Raw genomic sequence first — 21,821 nt, forward strand, 5'->3', positions numbered from 1 at the left:
AATTTGTAATTAGCTTCGCTGCTTTGGCAGGTCGTAATTGTTTATTTTTTTATAAATTGAATGAGAAATAATTTATACCAAAAATATTTTTTTCTAGTTATATAGATTTAAACACAATCCTGCAATTATTTAGAGAACCTCAACATAGCAAAATGAAATTAACTATTCCTTTCCTATTTGTCATTATTTTATCAGTAAGTTTATTTTGTTCTTCTTGTCAGAGTGAAGAAGATAATTTTATTCCAAAACCGTTTGGTTATTTCAGAATTGAGCTTCCTGAAAAGAGTTATACAAAACTAGAAGGCGATTTTCCGTATTCTTTTGAGCATTCTAAATATGCCAAAGTTGTAAAAAACACAAGCCAAAACGCTGAAGAGTATTGGATTACTCTAAAATATGAACCGATAAGTGTAGCCGAAATTCATATTACCTATAAAGAAGTTAAAAATGAGCCTAAACTTTTTATGGAATATGTAAATGATGCTCACAAAATTACTTTTAATGAAATAAATACGGCTCGTTCGTCTGCCATTGACCAAGTAATTGATTCGAAAAATGGTAACGGAATTGTCTTTACAATTTCGGAAGGGGAAGTTCCTACTGTTTTTAATTATTGGGTTTCTGACTCTTCTACACATTTTTTGAGAGCAGCGATGTATGTTCCGACTTCTAGCCAAAATGATTCACTTGCTCCTATTTTGAAATATACAAAAGACGATATGATGCACATGTTGGAGACTTTTGAGTGGAAAAAGTAAGAAATTTAATCTATACAAATTATTATCTGATAAATTTAAAAACGTAAAATGTTAGACTTTTATCTAATAGAAGATTCTCACAAGATGCCTAAAAATCCACAAAATTTAAATTTTGCAGGAGGTTTGGATTTTAACATTTTTGAAAGATTACAGAGAAAAGGTGTTATTCCTAATAATTATGATTATTACTCAGATTTTCGGTGGGATTCGAATACAATAGACCAAATAATAGAAAAAGTCAAAGACAATACTGATCAAGATCAACAAATACTATTTGAGATTATTATGAAAGCTCATTTACAAGAGTCTGATTTAATAGCTTATTGTGATTAGTTAGAAATAGGTCAAAATGCTATAACAATTCCAAACCACAAAAGGTATTCAAGTGATAATTGTTTACTGAAAAACTGATAACTGAAAAAAATGAAGAAAATGATTTCCTTCGAAGAATTAGAACTTACCTTTAGCCGTTTTATAGATTTTGGAAAAGTATTAGATAAGCCTACACGTAAGTTTTTGGTGTTTTATCTCTATTCTATTTTGAAGGGAGACGGTAATAACAATGATTTAGGAATTGAGAATGAAGAGTTTCAAGCCTCTTATTTTTCTTATCTTAGAAAGACCTTAGACCGTATTTTTGAAAATCAAACTATCATCAAACTTGCCAAAGAAAATGAATCTTTGACGGGTCAAATAATAAATGATACGATAAAATGGATAAAAGATACCGATAAAAAAATAAATGCAAAAAATCCATTTCAAGAAGAACAAGATAAATTTGATGCATGGGCGCACAAACCTACACATTTGTATTTGACCGATTGGGATAATCTTATCAATTATATTTCTATTCGTTATGATAGAGAAGAGTTAGATGCAAATTTCTATACTCAAAAATTTAAAGACCTTATTCCTCAAAGCAAAGAATTTGTTTTATCAAAAGAATATGACCCACAAGCAGAGAAAAAGATTCCTTTAGATATTTTGATTGCTGACCTTTTGGGGCAATGGGATGCTTTGCTTACTGCAAAATGGCTAGAATTTCAAGCGCAATATTTGGAAGAAGCAAGTGAAGATTTTTCTCAAAAACTCTATCAAAAAGCTGATGATTTGGAAAAATTAGGTAAACTAATTTCTCCTTTTGCAATGGAAGTAGGGCGTTATTGGGATTTGTCTCAAGCTCTTTGGAAAAAAACAGGTTTTGAAGCACTAGAAAAGTATGCCTCTATTTTAGAAAATGAAACAGCTATTCAAGAACTGGTAGATTTACTAGGAAAAATGCGAGAGGCACAAATCGAAACCGAAGAAGAAGAATACAAAGAAGTTGTCGTTTATCAATCAAAAGTAAAAGACCCACATTTGCGTTCTGAAATAAATGGAACACAAATGAGCAATGATTTGAATACCGTTTTGCCTTCCGAAATTGCATTATTAGGAAATCCAGAAACAGAATGGATGTTTTTGAAAAAATATGCCGATAGTCAATTATTATCTTTTCAGTATGAGGGAACAAAGACTATTTTTAATTCGGAAGAAGAAACTTTTTCGCACCAACATCAAAAAAAGAAAGAAAAAGGTGCATTTATCGTCTGTATTGACACAAGTGGTTCAATGCAAGGAACGCCTTCACAGATTGCCAAAACGCTTTGTTTTGCTATTATGAAAATGGCTGCAAAGGAAAGTAGAAAGGCTTATTTGATTTCGTTTTCGGTAGGAATAAAGAAAATTCGTTTGGATGATATTGCTGAATCGTTGGACAGAATTGTAGATTTTCTTTCTATGTCTTTTGATGGTGGAACAGATGCAACTCCTGCTCTTTCCGAAACTTTGACACTTTTAAAAGAAAACGATTTTAAAGATGCTGATGTTTTGATGGTTTCTGATTTTGTAATGTATTCACTTAGAGAAGATTTTATTAAACGAATGGAAACCGAACGCCAAAAAGATACTCGTTTTCATAGTTTAGCGATTGCTCAAAATGCAAATGCTGAAATTTTAGAAGTTTTTGACCACAACTGGGTCTATAATCCAAAAGAAGACAATGTAATTCAACGCATTTGGAAAGATTTACAAACGTTGGAAGATTAAAAATGCTAATTTATTTTTATATTCGTTTATGGGAAAATATTATTATTTGATTGTCGTGGTTCTTTTTGTGAGTGTATATTTTATTGCGTCTCACTTCGAAATAACTGAAGAAAAGCGTCTTGCTGAACATAGAGTTGGAATAGAAAACCTTAATCCATTAGAGCAACAAATTGTTGGAAGATGGTGGTCTTCTATTTCTGGTTTCGGGAGCAACCGAATATATAGAAACTACATGCTCTTCTCGGCAGACAAAACATATTGGAGAAGAAAAAGCGAACTTAAAAAAATGTATGCTGGAAAATATGGCTTTTGGCAAATAAATTCAGAAGATTCTACTCTGACAATAAAGTACGATAGTAAAAAGCTGAAAGATAGAAACTTTAAAATACACGCCATAGACTCTAACTCTATTAGAATAGAAGAAATGGTAGAAAGCAAATACGACCATACAGCTAGATGGACAAGAATAGAGTAGTTTTATAAAAAAATCTCTCTAGGATATTTTACATCTACCAAAAAAAGTCCTTGCGAAGGAACAGAAACACCTGCTGACTTTCTATTTTTATCTAAAATAATTTTTTCAAAATCATTAATTTCTATTTTTCCTTCTCCCACCAAAAAAAGCGAACCCACAACAGCACGAACCATTCCTCTCAAAAAACGATTTGCTGAAATGGTAAAACGCCAATAATCTGATTGCCCATTATTATTTTCGCCTTCTTTTGTCCAAATAGCTTTACTAATATCGCACTCAAAGTTATTTACTTGTGTCTTTACTTTACTGAATGATTCAAAATTAGTGTGTTTTAATAAATATTCGGCTGCTTGATTCATTTTCTCAAAACTGGTATCGTTTAATCCTTTTCTGTGAAAATGAGCATGGTTTATCAAAAACGGACTTTTTTCAAGAATTACATGATAATGATAAGTTCTCAAAAAAGCATCAAAACGAGCGTGTGCCGTTTGAGTAACTGGAAGAACTTTCAAAATAGCGATTTGAGGAGGTAAAAAACTATTCATTCTATACTTCAAATCAACTACATTAATTTCATTCTCCGTATCAAAATGAGCAAATTGTTTTTTGCAATGAACACCTGTATCTGTTCTGCCACTTCCGACAATAGGAGTTGGTGTTCTCAAAATTTTTGATAGACCGTCTTCAACAATAGCCTGAATGGTTTTTGGCGTGTTGTTTTGTGATTGCCAACCATGATAATTTGTGCCTTCGTAAGCCACTTCTAAAAAATAACGCATAATAATAAGCAAAAACAGGGTTAAAACCCTGTTCAAGTGATAATTAGGATTTGAAATATACTGAAATATATTTTACATTTATTTTGCTAAATTCTCTAAAATATTTCCTTTTAAGATAGGAACATTTTTAAATTTATCAATTTCTAAACAAAAATCCATGTCATTTTCTACTCCATGTTCTTTAAGTCGCTTATAATGAGAAGAGTGTTTCAGTATTTTGGATAAATTATTTTTGACAGAACTATAAGAATGAGTAGAAAAAAGAATTTCATCACCTTCCCACCAAAAATCACCTTTCAGTTTTAGAGCCAATGCACCTGCAAAAAGAGAATCTTCGGCATTGAAACGACTTTTCCAACCTGCACACACAATTACGACATCTTTATTTTGAGATTTAAGATAAGAAGTAACAGCTTTCAAATTCAAAAAAGCTGCAATGACCACCTGCTCGGCTGTATTTTTTACGGCTTCAATGGCTTGTGTTCCGTTTGTGGTTGTCATGACGATTTTTTTAAACTCTTGTTCCATGTGTTCGAAAGGAGAATTTCCAATATCAAAACCTTCTACTTTTTCTCCATTTCTTTCTCCTGCTGTTACGTACCCCTCTGATTTATAACTTAGCGCATCCTCAACACTTGCTACAGGAACAACATGAGTTACACCACTTGCCAAACCTGCCACCATACATGAAGTTGCTCTAAAAATATCTACTATAACAGCAATTTTTCCTGTTAAATCTATAAAAGAAACTGCATCAGGAGTAAGACAGATTTCTAAAGTTGGTTTTTTATTTTCGTTCATATAAGTAATCGGAATTGGCTTTTTGATTTTCTAAATCTCTAACTATTGATTTTATCATATTTAGTTTAGATAAATTTCCATTAGAGAGTATTCTGACAAACCAATTTTCTTTTAAGTTTAATTTTTTAAATATCAGATTAGCTGAATAACCTTTTTCATAAAGAGTAGAAACATCATTAAAAGATGATTCTAAGAAATTCAGTTTTTTGTTTAGTTTCTCTTTTGGATTTGTTAGTTGTGGTTTATGTCCACAAAACATTACTTCAAAATCTAGCTCTAAAATTCTTTTTATAGAATTTATTTGCTCTAAAATACTTTCATTCTCCAAAAAGTAATCAATATAGGAATTAATATATAAATCTGCTGAAAATAACCATTTTTTCGAAGGCTCATATAAAGCAACCATATCAGAAGCATGTCCAGCTATAGGAATTAGTTGGAACGACAAATTATCAGTTTCTATACTTTCAGCTATTGGACTCAAGTGATTTTGAGAAGGACGATTTCCCCATGTTATTTTTTGCGCAAGGCTAATTTTAGGAGGGTTTTTCATCATCTGACAACATAAATTTGAAGCAAATACTTTACAATTATGCTGTTTTTGCAGCCCTGTAATATTTCCAGTATGGTCTTCATGATGATGCGTAATAAATATTTGCTTTATGTCTAGCTTTTTAGTTTCTGCTAGTATTTTTTCTTTTGCATTGCTTTGTCCTGTATCTATCAATAATCCATCTACAAAATAAATATGTGTAAATAAAGTAGGCAGCCCAAGAATTTGATAGCCAAATTTAATTCCTAAAACTTCCTCATAGTTGAATGATTTTGTAATGACCATTTGTGTTTTTTATTTCGAATATAAAAAAGAGAATAATCGCTTGAAAAAATTATTCTCTTTAATTCATCTTTAACTGATTACTACTTTTAACGAAGTCTTTCAATAACCATTTCAAGTGTTTCTGCAAAGGTATCAATTTCTTCTTTAGTATTGTAGAGTGCAAAAGAAGCACGAGCTGTTCCCTCTAAACTCAATCTTTTCATAAGAGGTTGAGTACAATGATGACCTGTTCGGATTGCAATTCCATTTGCATCAAGCATCAAACCCATATCGTAATGATGAACACCATCGACAACAAAAGAAATTACACTCGCTTTTTCTTTAGCTGTTCCAATTATTTTTAGACCTTTTATAGCAGAAAGTTGTTTTGTTCCATAATCCAAAAGCATTTGTTCGTGAGCAATAATATCACTTTTGGTAAGATTATTTACGAATTCAAAAGCCAAACGCAAAGCAACTGTATCAGCAATATTTGGTGTTCCTGCTTCAAATTTGTAAGGCAGTACGTTATATGTAGAAACATCAAAAGAAACATCTTTTATCATTTCTCCTCCTCCCATATACGGAGGCATTGCGTCTAAAAGTTCTCTTTTTCCATATAAAAGACCAATTCCTGTTGGTGCATAGACTTTATGACCTGAAAGCGCATAAAAATCTACATCCAAATCTTGTACATCAATTTCTAAATGTGGACTTGCCTGTGCACCGTCAATGACTACTTTTGCACCTACTTCATGCGCCTTTTGGATAATTTCTTTTACTGGATTGATTGTTCCAAGTGCATTCGAAACGTGAACAACTGCAACAATTTTAGTCTTTTCAGAAAGTAAGTTTTGATAGGCTTCCATATCCAATTCTCCATTATCAAAAACAGGAATCACTTTTATTTTTGCGCCTGTTTGAGAAGCTACAATTTGCCAAGGAACAATATTAGAATGATGTTCTAAGCTAGAAATAATAATTTCATCACCTTCTTTCAAAAATGTTCTGCCATACGATTGAGCAACCAAATTGATACTTTCAGTTGTTCCACGAGTAAAAATGACCTGCTCTTCAGAAGGAGCATTTACGAATTGTTGTGCTGATTTCCTTGTTTGCTCAAAGGCTTCTGTGGCACGTTCTGCGAGTGTGTGCGCTCCTCTATGAACATTCGAATTTATCTTTAAATAATAATTTGAAAGTGCATCAATTACTGACTTTGGCTTTTGTGTTGTGGCTGCATTGTCAAAATAAATTAATGCTTTGCCTTGTATATCTTGATTGAGAATTGGGAATTCTTCTCTAATTTTATTTATGTCGAATTTTGTTGCAGTAAGCATAATAGTCTGGTTTTCTATGTAAAACAGACATCTTGTCTGTTGAGTTTCATTTTCTGCACAGATTAGGAAGTCTGTGATACTGTAATACAAATATAGCCAATTTAGATTGATTTTAAACAAGCTAGTCTGATATTGAACTAAGAAAGTGAATAAGGATTTTGTTTTAGATAAAAATTATTCCCATCGCAAACAATTAAAAGGAATATGTAATTCGCTACACACTTTTTGTCCTTGAAAAATAGCAGGATTCCATTTGGTTTTTAATAGAGATTCGGAAAGTTTCTGTTTACAATTTTCTTCTAAATTGATGACTAAGTTTTTTATTTCTCTTACATTTCCTTGTTTATCAATTATAAGAGTTATAAATAAACGACTTGGATAACGTTTTTCTTTATCTATACAATTTTTGAAAACAGGTATGATTTCTTCGTCCAAAAAGTCAAACATTGATTTTGCTTTATTCTCAGCTTGTCCATAATAAGCTGTGCTATCTACCAACAAGTAGATTCTATCACAGTTTTGAGCAAAAGCAAAATTTGTAGAAAATAAAAAGAAGAAAAGAGCTATATTTTTTTTCATTTTGATTCATTTAAAAATTAATTTTCATCATCAAAAACAGGAATTGCAGGGTCTTTCGAATTCGGATTGTTCATTGCTGTATCAATCTCCAAAACTTCTGTATTTGATTGTTTTAGTAGCTTTGTTTGTTCATATTGTAAACTATCTTTCAAAAAAGCATCATTTACTTTTTCTTCTTTGCTCATTCCACAGGATGATAAAAATAAAATGGAGGCAATAAATAGAGAAAAAATAAGATAAGAATATCTGTGTGTGTCGTAGATGTGTTTCATAATGTAAAGTTATTGGTATTTTTATAATTTTTAATTTGTAATTCAATACAAGTATAGTATATTTCGCTTATTTTTGCTAGACTAAATAATTTATTAAAACTATATTAATAAATTTGTTTCTTTCTCAAAACCAGACAGCTACCTTAGAAACCTACGCTAATTTTGCCTAATTTTTTTTCAACTTATTCTGACAAATTACACAACTTATTTCTTCGTTATTCCAAAAAATTAAACGGAAACATTATTCGTTTTTTGATTTGGAAAAGTGAATATTTATCTGATAAAAACTTTTTGCTAGTTGTCAGTATTCTTATAGGAGTCTTAGCTGGTATGGCAGCCATGTTTTTACGTACAACTGTGTTGTGGGTAGAACATTATTTGGCTTCTTCAAGTCAGTTTTCTGAAAGCTATAATTATGGTTTGCTTATTTATCCTACTATTGGATTACTTATAACAGCTTTTCTATCAAATGTAGTTTTTAAAACAGATTTTGGACACGGTTTTACTGATATTCTTTATTCTATTTCAAAGAAAGATGGAAAAATAGATTTCAGTAATATTTATTCTCGTATGTTAGGAGCAATTTTCACGGTAGGTTTTGGTGGTTCGGCTGGTTTAGAAGCTCCTATTGTTATGTCAGGTGGTGCTATTGGCTCAAATGTTTCTACAGCAATGCTTTTTGCCAAGAAAAAACGAATTTTATTAATTGCTTGTGGTGTTGCAGGTACGATTGCAGCTATTTTTGATGCACCTATTGGAGGAGTTATTTTCGCTGCCGAAGTAATTTTATTTGATGTCAGTATTGCCAATATTGTTCCCATCTTACTGGCTTCTGTGGCTGCAAAACTTACAGCTTTGGTTTTGGGTGGAGATGATGCTCTTTTTACATTTCGACTAAAAGATGCTTTTCAAACCATTGATGTTCCATATTGTATTGTTTTGGGAATTCTGTGTGGATTTTTGTCGCTTTATTTTATGGAAGTAGTCAAAAGAATAAACAAATTAGCTAATAAAATACCTAATCCTTATTTAAAAGCTCTTATTGGAGGTTTATTTTTGTCTACCTTGATTGTTGTTTTTCCTCCTGTTTATGGAGAAGGAACAATGCTCTTGAAATCACTTTTGAGTGGAAGTGAAATAGTAATTTTTGCTAATAGTATTATCTTTAAAGAATTGCCCCCTCAAGCTCTGTTTTTAGGATATGTTTTAGTTATGTTGTTGTTTAAATGTGTAGCTTCTGCTATCACAATTGCAGCAGGAGGAAGTGGAGGAACGTTTGCCCCTTCTTTATTTTTGGGAGGTGTTTTGGGTTTTACCTTTGCAAGAGTAATTAATATTTTAGGTTGGGAAAGTCTATCAGAAAGTAATTTTATTCTTTTTGGAATGTGTGCTGCTATTTGTGGAGTTCAATATGCACCTTTAGCAGCTATATTTTTGATTGCAGAACTTACTGGTGGCTACGAATTATTTGTGCCTTTAATGCTTACATCTGCTATTACTTATATTACAGTTACCTATTTTGAACCTCACTCTCCTTATATTCGTGAGTTGGTTGCTCAAGGAGATATTATCAAAGGTGACCAAGATAAAAAAGTGCTTAGTAAGCTCAAAATCAATAAATTGATAGAGAAAGATTTTAAAACTCTTCCCGAAAAAGGAACATTAAAAGACCTTGTAAATGTAATCAAACTTAGCCATCGTAATTTATTTCCTGTTTTAAATGAAGAAAAAGAGTTTGTCGGAATGATAATGCTCAATGATGTTAGAAAACTGATGTTTGAAGCTGAAAAATATGAAATTATTGCTTTACGTGATTTGATGCAACGTCCTTCCGAAATTGTAGAATATGGAGAAACAATGGATACAGTAATGAAAAAGTTTGAAAGTAGTCAGGCGTGGAATCTACCTGTTATCAAAAATGGAAAGTATTTAGGTTTTGTATCCAAATCAAATATTTTTAATAAATATAGAGAAGGAATGCAAGAAGAGAATGAAGAGGTTTGGTAAATTTGTCTATTTGTTAGGGTTAAGTTTGTATCTGATAAAGTGAAATTTTAAAAAACCTTGCTTCTTGTTGTGAGTTGTAATAAGTAATTCTAACTTTGAAGAAAATATTTTCCACTCTAAATTATCTACTGCTTGAATTTTACACTTACCCAAGAATATCTAGATCAATTTTCAGAGGCTGCACAAACTCAAAATGCAGATTTTATAATATCTCAAACTAACATTCTTCATTCGGCTGATATCTCAACTATCTTAGACGAACTAGAGACAGACGAATGTCATTATATTTTGAGTCTGCTTCCTGAACAAGTGCGTGCTGATATTATTAGTGATTTAGATACAGATATTCGTTCAGATTTTTTGCAAACTTATGAGCCTTCAGAGGTAGCAGAAATTTTGGATTATGCTGATTCTGATGATGCAGCAGATATTTTGAATGAACTTCCTATCAAGATGAGGGAAGAAGTCATTGCTTATGTGGAAGAGCCCCAAGATGTAATGGATTTATTGCATTATGATGAAGACTGTGCAGGTGGTTTGATGGCAAAAGAATTGGTTACAGCCAATATAAATTGGACAGTGGTGCAGTGTGTAGAAGAAATACGAAGACAATCTGAGAATGTAGAAAAAATTTATTCAATTTATGTAATTGATGATAATAATGTTCTTTTAGGAAGAGTAGGAATAAAAAAATTAGTTTTGAATCGTAGCAATACTAAAGTGGCTGATATTTATGAGCCTGACATTATCTCAGTTTATTCTTATCAAGATGAAGAGGAAGTAGCGAATATTATGCAAAAGTATGATTTAGAAGCTATTCCTGTAATTAATGTCAATAAACAGCTTTTGGGCAGAATTACGATTGATGATATTTTAGATGTAATAACCGAACAAGCTGAGCAAGATATTCAGGCAATGGCAGGTATTTCAGAAGATGTAGAAGAAGATGACAGTGTATGGGTGCTTTCTCGTGCCAGACTGCCTTGGCTTTTGATTGGAATGGTAGGAGGAATGTTGGGGGCAAATTTTATAGGTCTTTTTGAAGAACAGTTAAGAATTGTTCCTGCTATGGCATTTTTTATTCCTCTAATTACTGCAACAGGTGGAAACGTAGGTATTCAGTCTTCTACTTTAGTAGTACAAGCTCTGGCAGACACAGGAGGTTTGCAAGAAAGTTTGTGGAGAAGAATTTTAAAATCCTTTTTGGTTGCTCTTATCAATGGCTTTGTAATTGGTGTTTTTGTTTTGGGAGCAAATGTTCTTCTTACAAAAGGTGATATTGTTCTTTCTTTGGTAGTGTCTTTTGCTCTTTTTTGTGTCGTTATTATTGCTTCTATTATGGGAACTATAACACCACTTATTTTGAATAAATTTAAAGTAAATCCTGCTGTAGCTTCTGGGCCTTTTATCACAACAGCCAATGACCTTTTAGGATTGGCTATTTATTTTTCAATAGCTAAACTACTCTATTCAATGGCTATTTGAGTGAAAATAAGACAGAGAGGTTATTTTTCGATAAAAAAAGGTCAATTCATAAATTTATGAATTGACCTTTTTTATTTAAATAAGTTTTATCTAGAATGATAAAATTTTATTATTTATTTTACTATTGATACATTAAGAGTAATAGAACCAGATTCTCCAGTTACAATTTGTTGTACGTGAACTAAACCGTCTTTTCCATCAGCAGTTCTAAACGCAAATACATCATCTACAGCAAGTTTGTTTACACGAGAAGCAGAACCTTCTTTAATGTCTCCAGTTTCTCCAATGCTAGGTTCAGAACCATTAGTATAAGCAGTAGTAAGCTGAGAACCATCAAATATAGCTGTGAAATCTGCTTTTGTAAGAGTAGTGTTTCTGAAGCGAGTATCATTTCTTGTTCCCCAATCACTAGTGCTATAAACTTGTTCAATAGAAGCATCTCTCAATGAACCAATTACTGCACCTTGCCCCGCAGATTGAGATCCTTGTAAATAAGCGATATCAATAAGTGCTGAATTTGTTCTAGCTTCAGCTAATTTATAAATAGCTGAGGTACTTGCATCTAAAAAGCTACCATTAGCTGTGTTAGCTTGAGCTCCTAAAAGGATAACAGGGAAAGTTTCATAAGCAATAGGATCTGGTGCTTCATTGATAGTTACAACCACATCTTTTGAAGATGTAAGACCTGCCATATCAGTAGCTTTAATAGTAAAAGTAACTGAACTAGCAGCATCTGCAAGCATTCCTGTAAATGTATAAACACCAGAAAAACGAGTATTATTATCTGTAAAAGTATCTGTAGCAGGAGTAAATACTTGATCAGGTTGTCCTGTATAAATGATACGTACTTCTGAAAGTTCACTCTCAGTTGAAATTACTTGAAAAGTAAAATCTACACTTTGATTTACATCAATAGTAGCACTTTCAGGGTTTACAGTAATAGAAGGTGCTGCACTTGGATCTTCAGTACCATCACCACAAGAAGAAAGAGTGCCTACTGCTAAAAGCAAAAGAACTAAATACGAGAAATAAGAAAAAATTGATTTTTTCATTTTTGAGAAAATTTTGTTTGAAATTGAATAAAAAAAATAGTGAAATAAAAAATTGTTTGGTATAAATTTGATAATTCTGATTTGATAAAAAATGTATAAATTAAATATCAAAGCATAGGTTAATCAAAAGTATTGCCAAGTTTACCGAAATATTACAAAAGTTTGTCGAAAGTGTCATATATGTTAATCTACTTCTATAACTTTCATTTTTTCAGTATAAACCAAAAAACGTCTGACTTTGCGTTTGCCCATTTGATAGAGAGCAGTTGCATAACCATTGATTTGTTGTTGATGTTTGGGGTCTATCTGTCCCGTTTTGTAATCGATAAGAATGGCAGTATCGCCTTTTATCATCATACGGTCAGGACGTAAGACTCTACGATTTCCCTTTTGAATAATTTCTTGTTCGTTTAAGATTTGATACGCATTCGGATTGTTTGCGTTCTCTTTTTGAGAAATATCAATATCAGGACGAAAAAATTCTGCAATCTGTTGCAGCATCATGACATTTTTCATTTTGGTTTCTAAGCTGTTTCGCTCATCTTCTGCAATAAGCCCTTCACTAATAAGGCTTTGAACAGCTTTTGAAGTATCATTTATTGTAAAAATTTTTTCAAAAGCATAGTGCATTAAAAGACCATCTTTCCTAGAATCATAAAAATCTTCTACTGTTAGGTAGCTTTCATCATAGCGCAGATTGTTTTTTCTGACTCTGATTTTATTTCTAGCTTCTGTACTGACGAGTTCTTTTATAGTGAGCGTTTCCTTATTATTAACCTTTGTCTTGTGCTTTTTGTTTGAATTATCTTCAAAGAGCAAATATTCTTGAGCATTGATTTTCTTAACACCTGCTTCTCTTAGCAGAAATAATCCTAATAAATCAGCAATATCTTTGACCTTATCAATTCCAAAATTATCTTCTTTTGTAGTATCAACAGCTTTTGTTTTGACTGGCTTCTTATCTTCCAATTTGGAAACTTGTTTTGTCAGAATGAACAACTTTTCGGTAGGACGTGTCAGACCAACATACAAATTATTAATTGCATCAATAAAATTCAGTGACCATTCTTTTTTATAATCTTCTGAAAAAATTCCATCTTTCATAGTTTCACGCATCGACAAAATCATAGTTGAAAGCTCAGGAGCAATCGGATTGTCTTCCCATTCTACCCAAAGCTGACTAGAACCTCTCGGTTTTACACTCCAATCTGCAAAAGGCATAATCACGATAGGAAACTCCAAACCTTTACTTTTATGAATCGTCATGACACGCAAAGCAGCTCCACCTTCAGGGGAAGAAATAGAAATTCTTCCTTTTTTGCGCTCCCAATGTTCCAAAAAGTCTAGTAAATTATCATTCTTGTTTCGACTAAATTCAAACAACACATCAAGTAATTTTTGAATATAAAGTTGTTCGGTATGATGACGATAAAGTTCTAATTCTCTGATGAGTTCTTCTGCAATTTCATACAGTGAAAGATGGCGAAGAACAGGCATTGAAAGTGTTTTTTTGAACTGTTCTTTTATGATTTTGGTAAAATTCTCTTCGTCTTCATTATTTACTTCATCAGCCAAATCAAAAGGAGGATTTTCAGATTGATATTTCTGTTCCAAATGATTTTCTAAAAACTCAATAATTTCTAGTTTTCGGGGTGCATCATCAGGTTGTTGCAACAAAAACATAAAATTAATAATTGTCTGAACCACTTTTGAAGAAACTAAAAGCAAAGAATCGCCCGAAATAACAGGGATTTTTTGTGCGATAAATTTTTCTGCCAAAAATGCCCCCATTCCATTTGTTCTGACTAAAATAGTAATGTCTTCTAACTTATAATCTTGTTTTAAAAGATTTTTCACTAAGTCCAAACAATACTCAAAAGTACGTTCTTGATAGATTTTTTGAGAGTCTTTACTGCTTTTTTCTACAAAACGAACCGATACATGCCCACCTTCTTTAAAGACAGTTTCTTGAATCACCTCAGCATAATGAGAAGACAAATCTGGACAAACAGAATCAAAACGCTTTCTTATAAAATGAAATAATTTATTATTAAAATCTACAATGTTAGGGTCGCTACGACGATTTGTACCCAAAATTTGCTGATTGGCGTGTTCTTGAAAAATATCTGTATGTTCGGCAAGCATAGAATCTGGGTCTGCGCTTGGAACATTTGGCAAGTTTACTAAAAGGTCTGCATCTCCACTTCGCCAGCGATAAATTGCTTGTTTTGCATCTCCAACTACCATACTACGCATTCCGTTTGCCAAACTATTGGAAACCAAAGGAATCAAATTATGCCATTGCATCTTTGAAGTATCTTGAAATTCATCTATCAGAATATGCTTGAATTTTTCTCCAATCCTTTCGAAAATATACGGAACAGGTTCATTTTCAACTATTTTATTGATTTTTTCATTGAATTCACTCAAATAAACATGATTTTTCTTTTCCTTAAAATACTCAATTTGACTTGCTATTTCCTCCAAAAACATCATCTGAAAAATAAAACGTCGCATCATTCGACTGTATGCATATTTCTCTTGATATTCATTTTTTAATGCTTCAATTTTCAAAATCATTTCCTTTATAATAGGAGAAAGTTCTTTAATTGCTTCCAAACTTGAGCCTTTTGTAGCTTTTGCAGCCCATTTATTGAGCTTCAACCCATCATTAGCGATATAAGAATTAAGAGGTTTTTGTTTGTCCCACTCTTCTTTTATTTTATCTTCATTGGTAGCATACGTCAGAACATGATTATAAATTCCTCTAGTAGAATAATGAAAATCTTTAGCCACAAGTCCATTTTCTTCGAAAGCATTTAACAGAATCCTTCCAAAATCTCCTGCTTGTGGAATAACTTCATTTTCTACCTTTTCAATATAGGTTAGATAATCTGCTTTTACCATCTTTAGCTGTGTTTGGGTAAGAGCTTTGATTTTTTCTACTGAATGTTTTTTGGCTTCCTCAAAAATAATTTTCCCAAAATCTAAAAGTCCTCTATCTACGTTCCAGCTTTTTTCATCTTGTGTTTCTTTCAAGACAAATTCTTTCATGACTTCGCTCAAATGATGGTCGCCACGCTCTCCAATTTTGTAATACATTCGACTGACAGCTTCCTCTAAGGCTTCCTCAATGTCTAATTGAATCTCAAAATTGGGTGGCAAATCCAAATCTTTGGTAAAAGCCTGAACAATTCGTTTCGAAAAAGAATCAATCGTACTGACTGCAAAATCGGAATAATGATGCAAAATAGTTTGATGCAATGCCTTCGAACGCCTTACAATCTCATCTTTTGTAATTTCTATTTGTGGATATTCTTCTTTCAATTCCTTCAAAATATCATGAAACATCGAATCTTCTTCTGCTGTTTCCAAGACCGAAAAAGCATCTAATTTGCTCACAATACGCTGTTTCATTTCCTTTGCTGCATCATTTGTAAAAGTTACAGCCAAAATATGACGGTAATAATGCACATCAAATTCGCCCAAAAGTTCAGGATTTGGACTCGCTAAAGCAATCTTGATATATTCTTTAGTAAGCGTATAAGTCTTGCCAGAACCTGCTGACGAACGGTAGATGGAAAAAAGCATCTTGTTTGAATTGTGAATGGTAAATTATGAATTGTGAATTAAAATTACTTTATTTTTTAGTGTTTTGCTAATGATTTGATGTGTTTATTTTAGTTAGTTTTTGTTATATTTGAGTACAGTAATTAAAAATTATAACATATAGAAAGTAAAATACTATAGTATTAAAATTCCGTTTATTATTCTAGTAGTCAAATTTTATGTAAACTAATCAAAAAAGATTAATTATGATTTCCTTCAAACAAGTAGAAATTTTAAAAGATAAGTGTCTTAATGATTTGAGTAAAGTCTATAAGACTAAGATAGTGCAAACTAAATTAAGAGAATTTGATTTAGGATATATTCTGTATTACAACACAGAAACATGTGTTTTGAGTGGCTCTCATGATGTGTTTTTAGGAGATGGTTGTATGGTTATTGACAAAAATGATGGTAGTATTAAATCGGTTTCTATACATCCAGTTCAAGCGTTTGGAGGAATAACTGTAGAAGATGTTTATAAGAAAGAGAAGTATGGAATTCCTATAGAAAATGAACAAGAGAAATTACATAAATTTATGAAGTAACTCTACTATATAAAGAGGATCTATTCGAAATTTCTCTGAAAAATAAGCTCTAAACTATCCAAATTCAAACTACAAAGATTTCCAAGCTGTTTGTAATCTAAAACTTTATGAGGTTTTGTATATACACAGCCATTGTCTAAGGGAATGACAAGAGAATTGTTAGTTATATTTTTCTGAATATCTGTAAGATTGGTTGGCGTATGACCGTGAATTATTTTTTTACCTTTCAAAAGTTCTGTATCAGCTTGAAAACGTCTAATTTCTAACATTGCTTTATAATTTTGAAAAGGTTTTTCGTTGCGAAAATCAAACCCTGCATGAACTAAATGATAATCTTCTAACTCATAATAATAAGGTAGTGATTCAAAAAAGTCTAAATAGTGTGGTTTTATTTTTAATTGCTCATCTACTATTCCTTTGCATTTATTAATCTTTAGAAAAAGCCGAAACATACGTTCATTATATTCTTGACTAGCTTCTAAAAGATTAAGTTCATGATTGCCCATTAGTGGAAAGACTTTATAGCCATTTTCTTTCAAATACAAAATATAGTCAATTACTCCTGCACTGTCAATTCCTTTGTCGATATAATCTCCCAAAAGAAATAAATGATCATCTTTTGTAAGTTGTATTTTATTTTCTACTAAAGCCTTGAAAGTTTTGCTACAACCGTGAATATCACTAATTACAAATCTTCTACCTTTTGGTTTTTCTACTATTTTGATGTGTTTTTGGTGCATAGTATTTTCTACTTTTTAGTGAAATACCGTGTGTTCAGTTCCTCAGAACTGAAAAGAACGCTTCCTCAGAAGTGTGATATAGCTTGAATCACGCTTCTAAGGAAGCGTTTCAGTCGTTTTTGAGAAAACGAACGCACACGATTTTATAATTTCGCTAAATTGTCGGAAGAGCCAGTTTTTTTATATAAACCTATCAACGACAATTTTTTAAAAAATAATAATCAATAGAATCTTTATTTTGAATAATGGTATAAAATCCGTCGATATATTTTAGACTTTTTGCTTTTCGTTGTGGCTCTTGAAAAGGTAAATTTTGCCAAACTTGTTTTACTTCTTTTTCCTTTTCTTTGAATTTTTCTAAAACTAATAATAATTCTGCATCACTCTGGCAATAACCTCTATAAACACGTTCTGTAACTGATTCTGTTCCTAGATTTGGGTCTGTTCCTGCGTAAGGGGCATCAATTATTCCTGCAAAATCAAAGTCAAAAGGAATGGCTACATAATCTTGATTAGGCATTTCTAAAATACTAAGATTGTGTTTGTTGCTGATAGACCAATCTGCATTTCCGACCATAAACTGAAAAACAGCTAATTGTGTTGTCAAGAAACTATTGCTTTCTAAATATTGAATAGTATCGGTTTGTTCTACTAATTTCACACCCAAACGTTTGGCTGAATAGTCTGTTCCTTCTACAAAAAAAGCAATTTTTGTGCTTGTGGGTTCTTTATTTTCTGTGTCTTGGTAGGTAATTTTACACAATCTTGTAATAACACTTTTATCTGTAAAAAGTGAATAGGTTTTGTAAATGTTATATTCTTCCAAACCAATTTGTTCGTAAGTCGCTGAATCTTTTTGGCAATGTGAAACCAAACGTATTTTATCATATTTTTCAAAAGGTGTTCCGATTCGACTAAGAGAATCAAAAGCTAAAAATAAAGGAGGAAAATTACAGTTTTCAGGATTTCTTCTAAAATTACCCCTTGTTTTTACCTCAATTTGGATACTTTTTTCGTTCCATATCAAACTTCCTTTGTGCCATTTTCTGTCTTCTCCTATATCAGTCAATAATTTATTGAGGTTGATTTTTAGAGTAAGATTCATTACAGAATCCTCTTCAAATATTCCTTTAGTGGGGGGGGTAGTTATTTCTGTATTTTTTGAAATGCAAGAAGATAAAGATATTATAATACAGAACAGAATTTTGATTTTGGTAATTTTATTTCTCATCTTTACTAACTGTTAAACAAATTTAATTTTTAAAAATATGAAAAAACTCAGTACCCTTTCCTCTGCTCTACTTACTATTTTGGTTTTATTGACTTTCTCTTTAGTTGGCTGTAAATCGGCAGAAGAAGCAAGTAAAGAAAAACTAGACGAACGCACAACAGCATTTTTTACAGCCCTTGAAAAACAAGACTTTGAAACAGCTAAAACTTATGTAACTCCTGAAACTCAAAAAGTTTTAGATGTTGTGATAAAAGACACTCAAAAATACCAAGAACTAAACACAGAAAAGAAAGAAGTAAAGGTAGAAATTATTGACCGTACTGTTTTGGAAACTTCAGCAGATTATAAAATCAAAATTTTTGTAGGAGAAGATGTTCGTGAAGAAACTATTCACTATGTTTATCAAAATAATGTTTGGTATGCAGAAATTCCACAGGAGCAAATTACTATTATTCGTTATATAACTTTTTATAATTCGTATGATGCTATTTTGATTCTATTTAATAAGAAACGAAATATTCATATTATAGATGTAAAATATACACATAAGAAAACGCACAAAAAATCTCATAAGAAGAGCCATAAAAAGTCTAAGAAAAAACATAAACACTAAAAAAGTCATACTTTTTAGATTTCAACAAAAAATCCTAAATAGATTCTCTTCTATTTAGGATTTTTTGTTGATTAAAGAAAGATAAAAAATTACTTATCTCCTCTTTTACCTTTTACAGCTTTGGTAGCTGCTTTTGAAGTTGGTTTCTGTGTTTTTGCTGATGGTTTATCAGTTTTTTTAGCAACTGTTTTCTTTGCTTTTGTTTCTTTGTCGTCTTTTTTAGACGTTTTTTTCTTAGGTTTTTCTTCTGTTGCAGTAGTTTCAGCTTCTACCATTGCATCAACTTTTTTAGTTGCCTTTTTAGTTTTTGCTTTAGGCTCTTCAGCACTTTCTTCCGATTTTGTTTCAGTTGTTAGCGTTTCTTCTTCTTCTTCCTCTTCTTCTTTTTGAGCAGGGTCTATTAGTTCAGGAGCATGTTCAGCCAAGATACCGTACCACATTACTAATTTTTTGATGTCAGAAGTATAAACACGATCTTTGTCCCATTCTGGCAAAATATCATTTAAAAGTCCTTTTAGCGCATCATTGTCTGATGTTTTGATGTCCATTTTGAGAGCATATTTCTCATACATCTTATGAAATACATCTTGCAAAGGAACAGAACCTTCTTCAGTAGTTGTATAAATAGAAATTTCTTTTAGAATAGAAATACGATGGCTTGCATCTGCCATAATTTTGGAGCGACCTCCTCCGATAGCTTCAATAATTACTCCGTTGCGAGTAGGTTTAAGAATTTGATACAGTCCTGGTTTGCCCGAAATAACGGCTACTTCTTTAAGTTTCATATATACTATGTAGAGTTTTGTTGATTAGTTTTATAAGGATTTATGCTTCGATTTTCGTACAAAAATTAGCTTATTCAGATAAACGTTTTTTATGAAATAAAATTTTATTCGAAGGCTAAAGCCTATAAGTATATTTTAAATTACAATAAATGCAAGAGCGCAAAAATAGTAAAAATAAAATAGAATTTTGATTTACATTTAATTAAGCTATTGATTTACTTTTTAGGTCGCCCTGTTTTTCCTTTAAAAGGTGCTGCTTTCGGATTGGTTTTGTTTTTAGAAGAGTTTGAACTTTTAGGAGTAGATTTGAAATCTTTTTTAGGCGTATCTTTTCCAAAATCTTTTTTTCCTGCTTTTGCTACTGCTTTTGAGTTTCTTCCTGTACTCTTTACAGGTCTTTTTCCTGTGTTTTTAGCAGGTTTGTCACTGTTATTTGAATCAGAAAAAGGAACAGTATATTTTGAGTTTGTCTTTCTAGGAGAAGCATATTTTGAAGGCTTTACTGGTTTTGGAGTGGTTGCATCAAATGTTTTTTTCTCAAAATCATTCAATTCATTTGCTTCCTCTTCTTTTTTATACGGTTTATGTTGATTGTATTTTTTTCTTTGTACAACTGGTTTTTGTGGCTGTGGAAGCTCTTCTTTTGTAACTTTAATAGGCTGAATTTGAGAAAATTTTTCCTCTAATGCCTTATTATACTTTTCTATATAAACCAAAATATCTTCTGTTCCTTCATTTTTAACTGACGAAGTAATAAAATTAGGAGGTAATGCTTCCCAACGAGATTTCAAAACTGTTTCATAACGCTCTAAAGAAGCGACCAATTTACTATTATTGAGTTTGTCAGCTTTTGTAAAAACGATAGCAAAAGGAATTTGATGTTCTCCCAACCATTCAAAAAACTCTAAATCAATCGCTTGTGGCTCGTGCCTAATGTCTACCAAAACAAACGTTACTACTAAATTTTTACGTTCAGAAAGATACTCTGTAATTAAGCCTTCAAAATCTCTTCGTTGTGATTTACTCACTTTTGCCCAACCATAACCTGGCAAATCGACTAAATACCAATTTTCGTTTATTAGAAAATGATTTATTAATTGAGTCTTACCTGGTGTAGAAGAAGTTTTTGCAAGACTATTTCGGTTTGTCATTGCATTGATAAGAGAAGATTTACCCACATTCGAACGCCCAATGAAAGCGTATTCGGGCATGTGAGGTGAAGGACAAGTCTTTACAGACGGATTGCTTTCTAAAAATTTGGCAGTATTGACTTGCATAGCTTAATGAAGAATAAAATCGTATAAAACAGGTAAAAAATAAATACAAAGGTCGCTAATTTTCTACTCATTGTCAAAAATGATGAAAATTAAAAGTTGTTTTCTCAATTATATTTTAGAACGAATTATTTTATTACCAACTTAGATATTTTTGAAACAGGTCCTGGACATTGTTGTTCATGACATTGCAAACAGCTTTTTACAAATAAGTTAAAACCTTCTACTTGAAGACTGTGTTCTTTACCTTTAGAAGCATTTTGATATACGTTTTCCAATTTTTGAAGCATTATCTTTGCCATAGCATCAAAGGCTGGACTTTTTGTATGTTCGTCTGTTGGTTCTGCTCCTAAAATATTTTCAAAATGAGGTAAATAATCGGGCAATTCTTTTGTGTTTTTATTGACAATAGCTGTTTTTAGTGTATCAGCATATTCCCACATATCACGCATCAGAACAGCTAATTCACTGCTAGGGTTAGGCGAACGGGGGTCATTGATTAGTTTTTTACTATCCTCAGTTTTGATTGCTACTTGGTCTTTATCCATCGTCTCTTTTTTATTTGTTTCTG

General features: G+C 31.8%; 21 protein-coding genes. 8 read left to right on the forward strand and 13 right to left on the reverse strand.

The window, feature by feature from the left end:
- The first annotated feature begins 152 nt into the window (after nucleotides 1-152).
- The 4 genes from V9L05_RS12965 to V9L05_RS12980 all read left to right on the forward strand — a co-directional run bounded on the left by V9L05_RS12965 (nucleotide 153) and on the right by V9L05_RS12980 (nucleotide 3,321).
- Nucleotides 153-758 (forward strand): gliding motility lipoprotein GldD, encoded by a 606-nt coding sequence (locus tag V9L05_RS12965; RefSeq protein WP_338812308.1) that lies wholly within the window; start codon nucleotides 153-155, stop codon nucleotides 756-758.
- Nucleotides 759-806: 48 nt separating this feature from the next.
- Nucleotides 807-1,091, forward strand: coding sequence for a hypothetical protein (locus V9L05_RS12970; protein WP_338812309.1), 285 nt, complete (start codon nucleotides 807-809; stop codon nucleotides 1,089-1,091).
- Between the two features lie 90 nt (nucleotides 1,092-1,181).
- Entirely contained in the window at nucleotides 1,182-2,846 is a 1,665-nt protein-coding gene (locus V9L05_RS12975; RefSeq protein ID WP_338812310.1) for a VWA domain-containing protein, read from the forward strand.
- A 28-nt stretch (nucleotides 2,847-2,874) separates the two neighbouring features.
- Nucleotides 2,875-3,321, forward strand: a complete 447-nt coding sequence (locus V9L05_RS12980; RefSeq protein ID WP_338792827.1) for a hypothetical protein — start codon at nucleotides 2,875-2,877, stop codon at nucleotides 3,319-3,321.
- Nucleotides 3,322-3,323: 2 nt separating this feature from the next.
- Here V9L05_RS12980 and truA read toward each other — a convergent pair whose 3' ends face one another.
- From truA to V9L05_RS13010, 6 genes are all read right to left on the reverse strand, one after another.
- Complete coding sequence (truA, locus tag V9L05_RS12985) at nucleotides 3,324-4,100, reverse strand: tRNA pseudouridine(38-40) synthase TruA (protein ID WP_338792826.1); 777 nt, start codon at nucleotides 4,098-4,100, stop codon at nucleotides 3,324-3,326.
- Nucleotides 4,101-4,178: 78 nt separating this feature from the next.
- Nucleotides 4,179-4,901, reverse strand: coding sequence for a 2-phosphosulfolactate phosphatase (locus V9L05_RS12990; protein WP_338812311.1), 723 nt, complete (start codon nucleotides 4,899-4,901; stop codon nucleotides 4,179-4,181).
- Nucleotides 4,888-5,739: an MBL fold metallo-hydrolase gene (locus V9L05_RS12995; RefSeq protein ID WP_338812313.1), complete on the reverse strand. Its 852-nt coding sequence runs from the start codon at nucleotides 5,737-5,739 to the stop codon at nucleotides 4,888-4,890. Before V9L05_RS12995 ends, V9L05_RS12990 begins: the two co-directional genes overlap by 14 nt.
- Before the next feature lie 86 nt (nucleotides 5,740-5,825).
- Nucleotides 5,826-7,058, reverse strand: coding sequence for a cysteine desulfurase (locus V9L05_RS13000; RefSeq protein WP_338812314.1), 1,233 nt, complete (start codon nucleotides 7,056-7,058; stop codon nucleotides 5,826-5,828).
- Between the two features lie 174 nt (nucleotides 7,059-7,232).
- Nucleotides 7,233-7,637: a hypothetical protein gene (locus tag V9L05_RS13005; RefSeq protein WP_338812315.1), complete on the reverse strand. Its 405-nt coding sequence runs from the start codon at nucleotides 7,635-7,637 to the stop codon at nucleotides 7,233-7,235.
- 17 nt (nucleotides 7,638-7,654) lie between these two features.
- A complete protein-coding gene (locus tag V9L05_RS13010; protein WP_338812316.1) occupies nucleotides 7,655-7,909 on the reverse strand; it encodes a hypothetical protein in 255 nt (84 codons plus the stop codon).
- Between the two features lie 162 nt (nucleotides 7,910-8,071).
- Between V9L05_RS13010 and V9L05_RS13015 the strand changes: the two genes are divergently transcribed.
- Together V9L05_RS13015 and mgtE are read left to right on the forward strand one after the other, a co-directional pair.
- A complete protein-coding gene (locus V9L05_RS13015; RefSeq protein ID WP_338812317.1) occupies nucleotides 8,072-9,916 on the forward strand; it encodes a chloride channel protein in 1,845 nt (614 codons plus the stop codon).
- Between the two features lie 132 nt (nucleotides 9,917-10,048).
- Nucleotides 10,049-11,401 carry a magnesium transporter gene (gene mgtE, locus V9L05_RS13020; RefSeq protein WP_338792819.1) on the forward strand — a complete coding sequence of 451 codons (1,353 nt, stop codon included), beginning with the start codon at nucleotides 10,049-10,051 and terminating at the stop codon, nucleotides 11,399-11,401.
- A gap of 113 nt (nucleotides 11,402-11,514) precedes the next feature.
- Here the strand turns inward: mgtE and V9L05_RS13025 are convergent, their stop codons facing one another.
- A complete protein-coding gene (locus tag V9L05_RS13025) occupies nucleotides 11,515-12,453 on the reverse strand; it encodes a hypothetical protein (protein WP_338812318.1) in 939 nt (312 codons plus the stop codon).
- A gap of 183 nt (nucleotides 12,454-12,636) precedes the next feature.
- The gene (locus tag V9L05_RS13030) at nucleotides 12,637-16,044 is read right to left on the reverse strand and encodes a UvrD-helicase domain-containing protein (RefSeq protein WP_338812320.1); all 3,408 of its coding nucleotides are present in this window, start codon (nucleotides 16,042-16,044) and stop codon (nucleotides 12,637-12,639) included.
- Between the two features lie 224 nt (nucleotides 16,045-16,268).
- Between V9L05_RS13030 and V9L05_RS13035 the strand changes: the two genes are divergently transcribed.
- Nucleotides 16,269-16,607, forward strand: a complete 339-nt coding sequence (locus V9L05_RS13035; RefSeq protein ID WP_338812321.1) for a hypothetical protein — start codon at nucleotides 16,269-16,271, stop codon at nucleotides 16,605-16,607.
- Nucleotides 16,608-16,627: 20 nt separating this feature from the next.
- Here V9L05_RS13035 and V9L05_RS13040 read toward each other — a convergent pair whose 3' ends face one another.
- Nucleotides 16,628-17,347 carry a metallophosphoesterase family protein gene (locus V9L05_RS13040; RefSeq protein WP_338812322.1) on the reverse strand — a complete coding sequence of 240 codons (720 nt, stop codon included), beginning with the start codon at nucleotides 17,345-17,347 and terminating at the stop codon, nucleotides 16,628-16,630.
- A 193-nt stretch (nucleotides 17,348-17,540) separates the two neighbouring features.
- A complete protein-coding gene (locus V9L05_RS13045; protein ID WP_338812324.1) occupies nucleotides 17,541-18,578 on the reverse strand; it encodes a hypothetical protein in 1,038 nt (345 codons plus the stop codon).
- A gap of 37 nt (nucleotides 18,579-18,615) precedes the next feature.
- Here V9L05_RS13045 and V9L05_RS13050 point away from each other — a divergent pair, with 37 nt between their 5' ends.
- A complete protein-coding gene (locus V9L05_RS13050) occupies nucleotides 18,616-19,191 on the forward strand; it encodes a hypothetical protein (RefSeq protein ID WP_338812325.1) in 576 nt (191 codons plus the stop codon).
- 89 nt (nucleotides 19,192-19,280) lie between these two features.
- Here the strand turns inward: V9L05_RS13050 and V9L05_RS13055 are convergent, their stop codons facing one another.
- The 3 genes from V9L05_RS13055 to V9L05_RS13065 form a co-directional block, all read right to left on the reverse strand.
- Nucleotides 19,281-19,976 carry a DUF5606 domain-containing protein gene (locus tag V9L05_RS13055; protein ID WP_338812326.1) on the reverse strand — a complete coding sequence of 232 codons (696 nt, stop codon included), beginning with the start codon at nucleotides 19,974-19,976 and terminating at the stop codon, nucleotides 19,281-19,283.
- A 215-nt stretch (nucleotides 19,977-20,191) separates the two neighbouring features.
- Nucleotides 20,192-21,253, reverse strand: a complete 1,062-nt coding sequence (gene yihA, locus V9L05_RS13060; RefSeq protein WP_338812327.1) for a ribosome biogenesis GTP-binding protein YihA/YsxC — start codon at nucleotides 21,251-21,253, stop codon at nucleotides 20,192-20,194.
- A 125-nt stretch (nucleotides 21,254-21,378) separates the two neighbouring features.
- Nucleotides 21,379-21,798 carry a hypothetical protein gene (locus V9L05_RS13065; RefSeq protein ID WP_338812328.1) on the reverse strand — a complete coding sequence of 140 codons (420 nt, stop codon included), beginning with the start codon at nucleotides 21,796-21,798 and terminating at the stop codon, nucleotides 21,379-21,381.
- Between the last annotated feature and the right edge of the window lie 23 nt (nucleotides 21,799-21,821).

The sequence above is a fragment of the Bernardetia sp. Wsw4-3y2 genome (assembly GCF_037126295.1).
Classification (GTDB): Bacteria; Bacteroidota; Bacteroidia; order Cytophagales; family Bernardetiaceae; genus Bernardetia.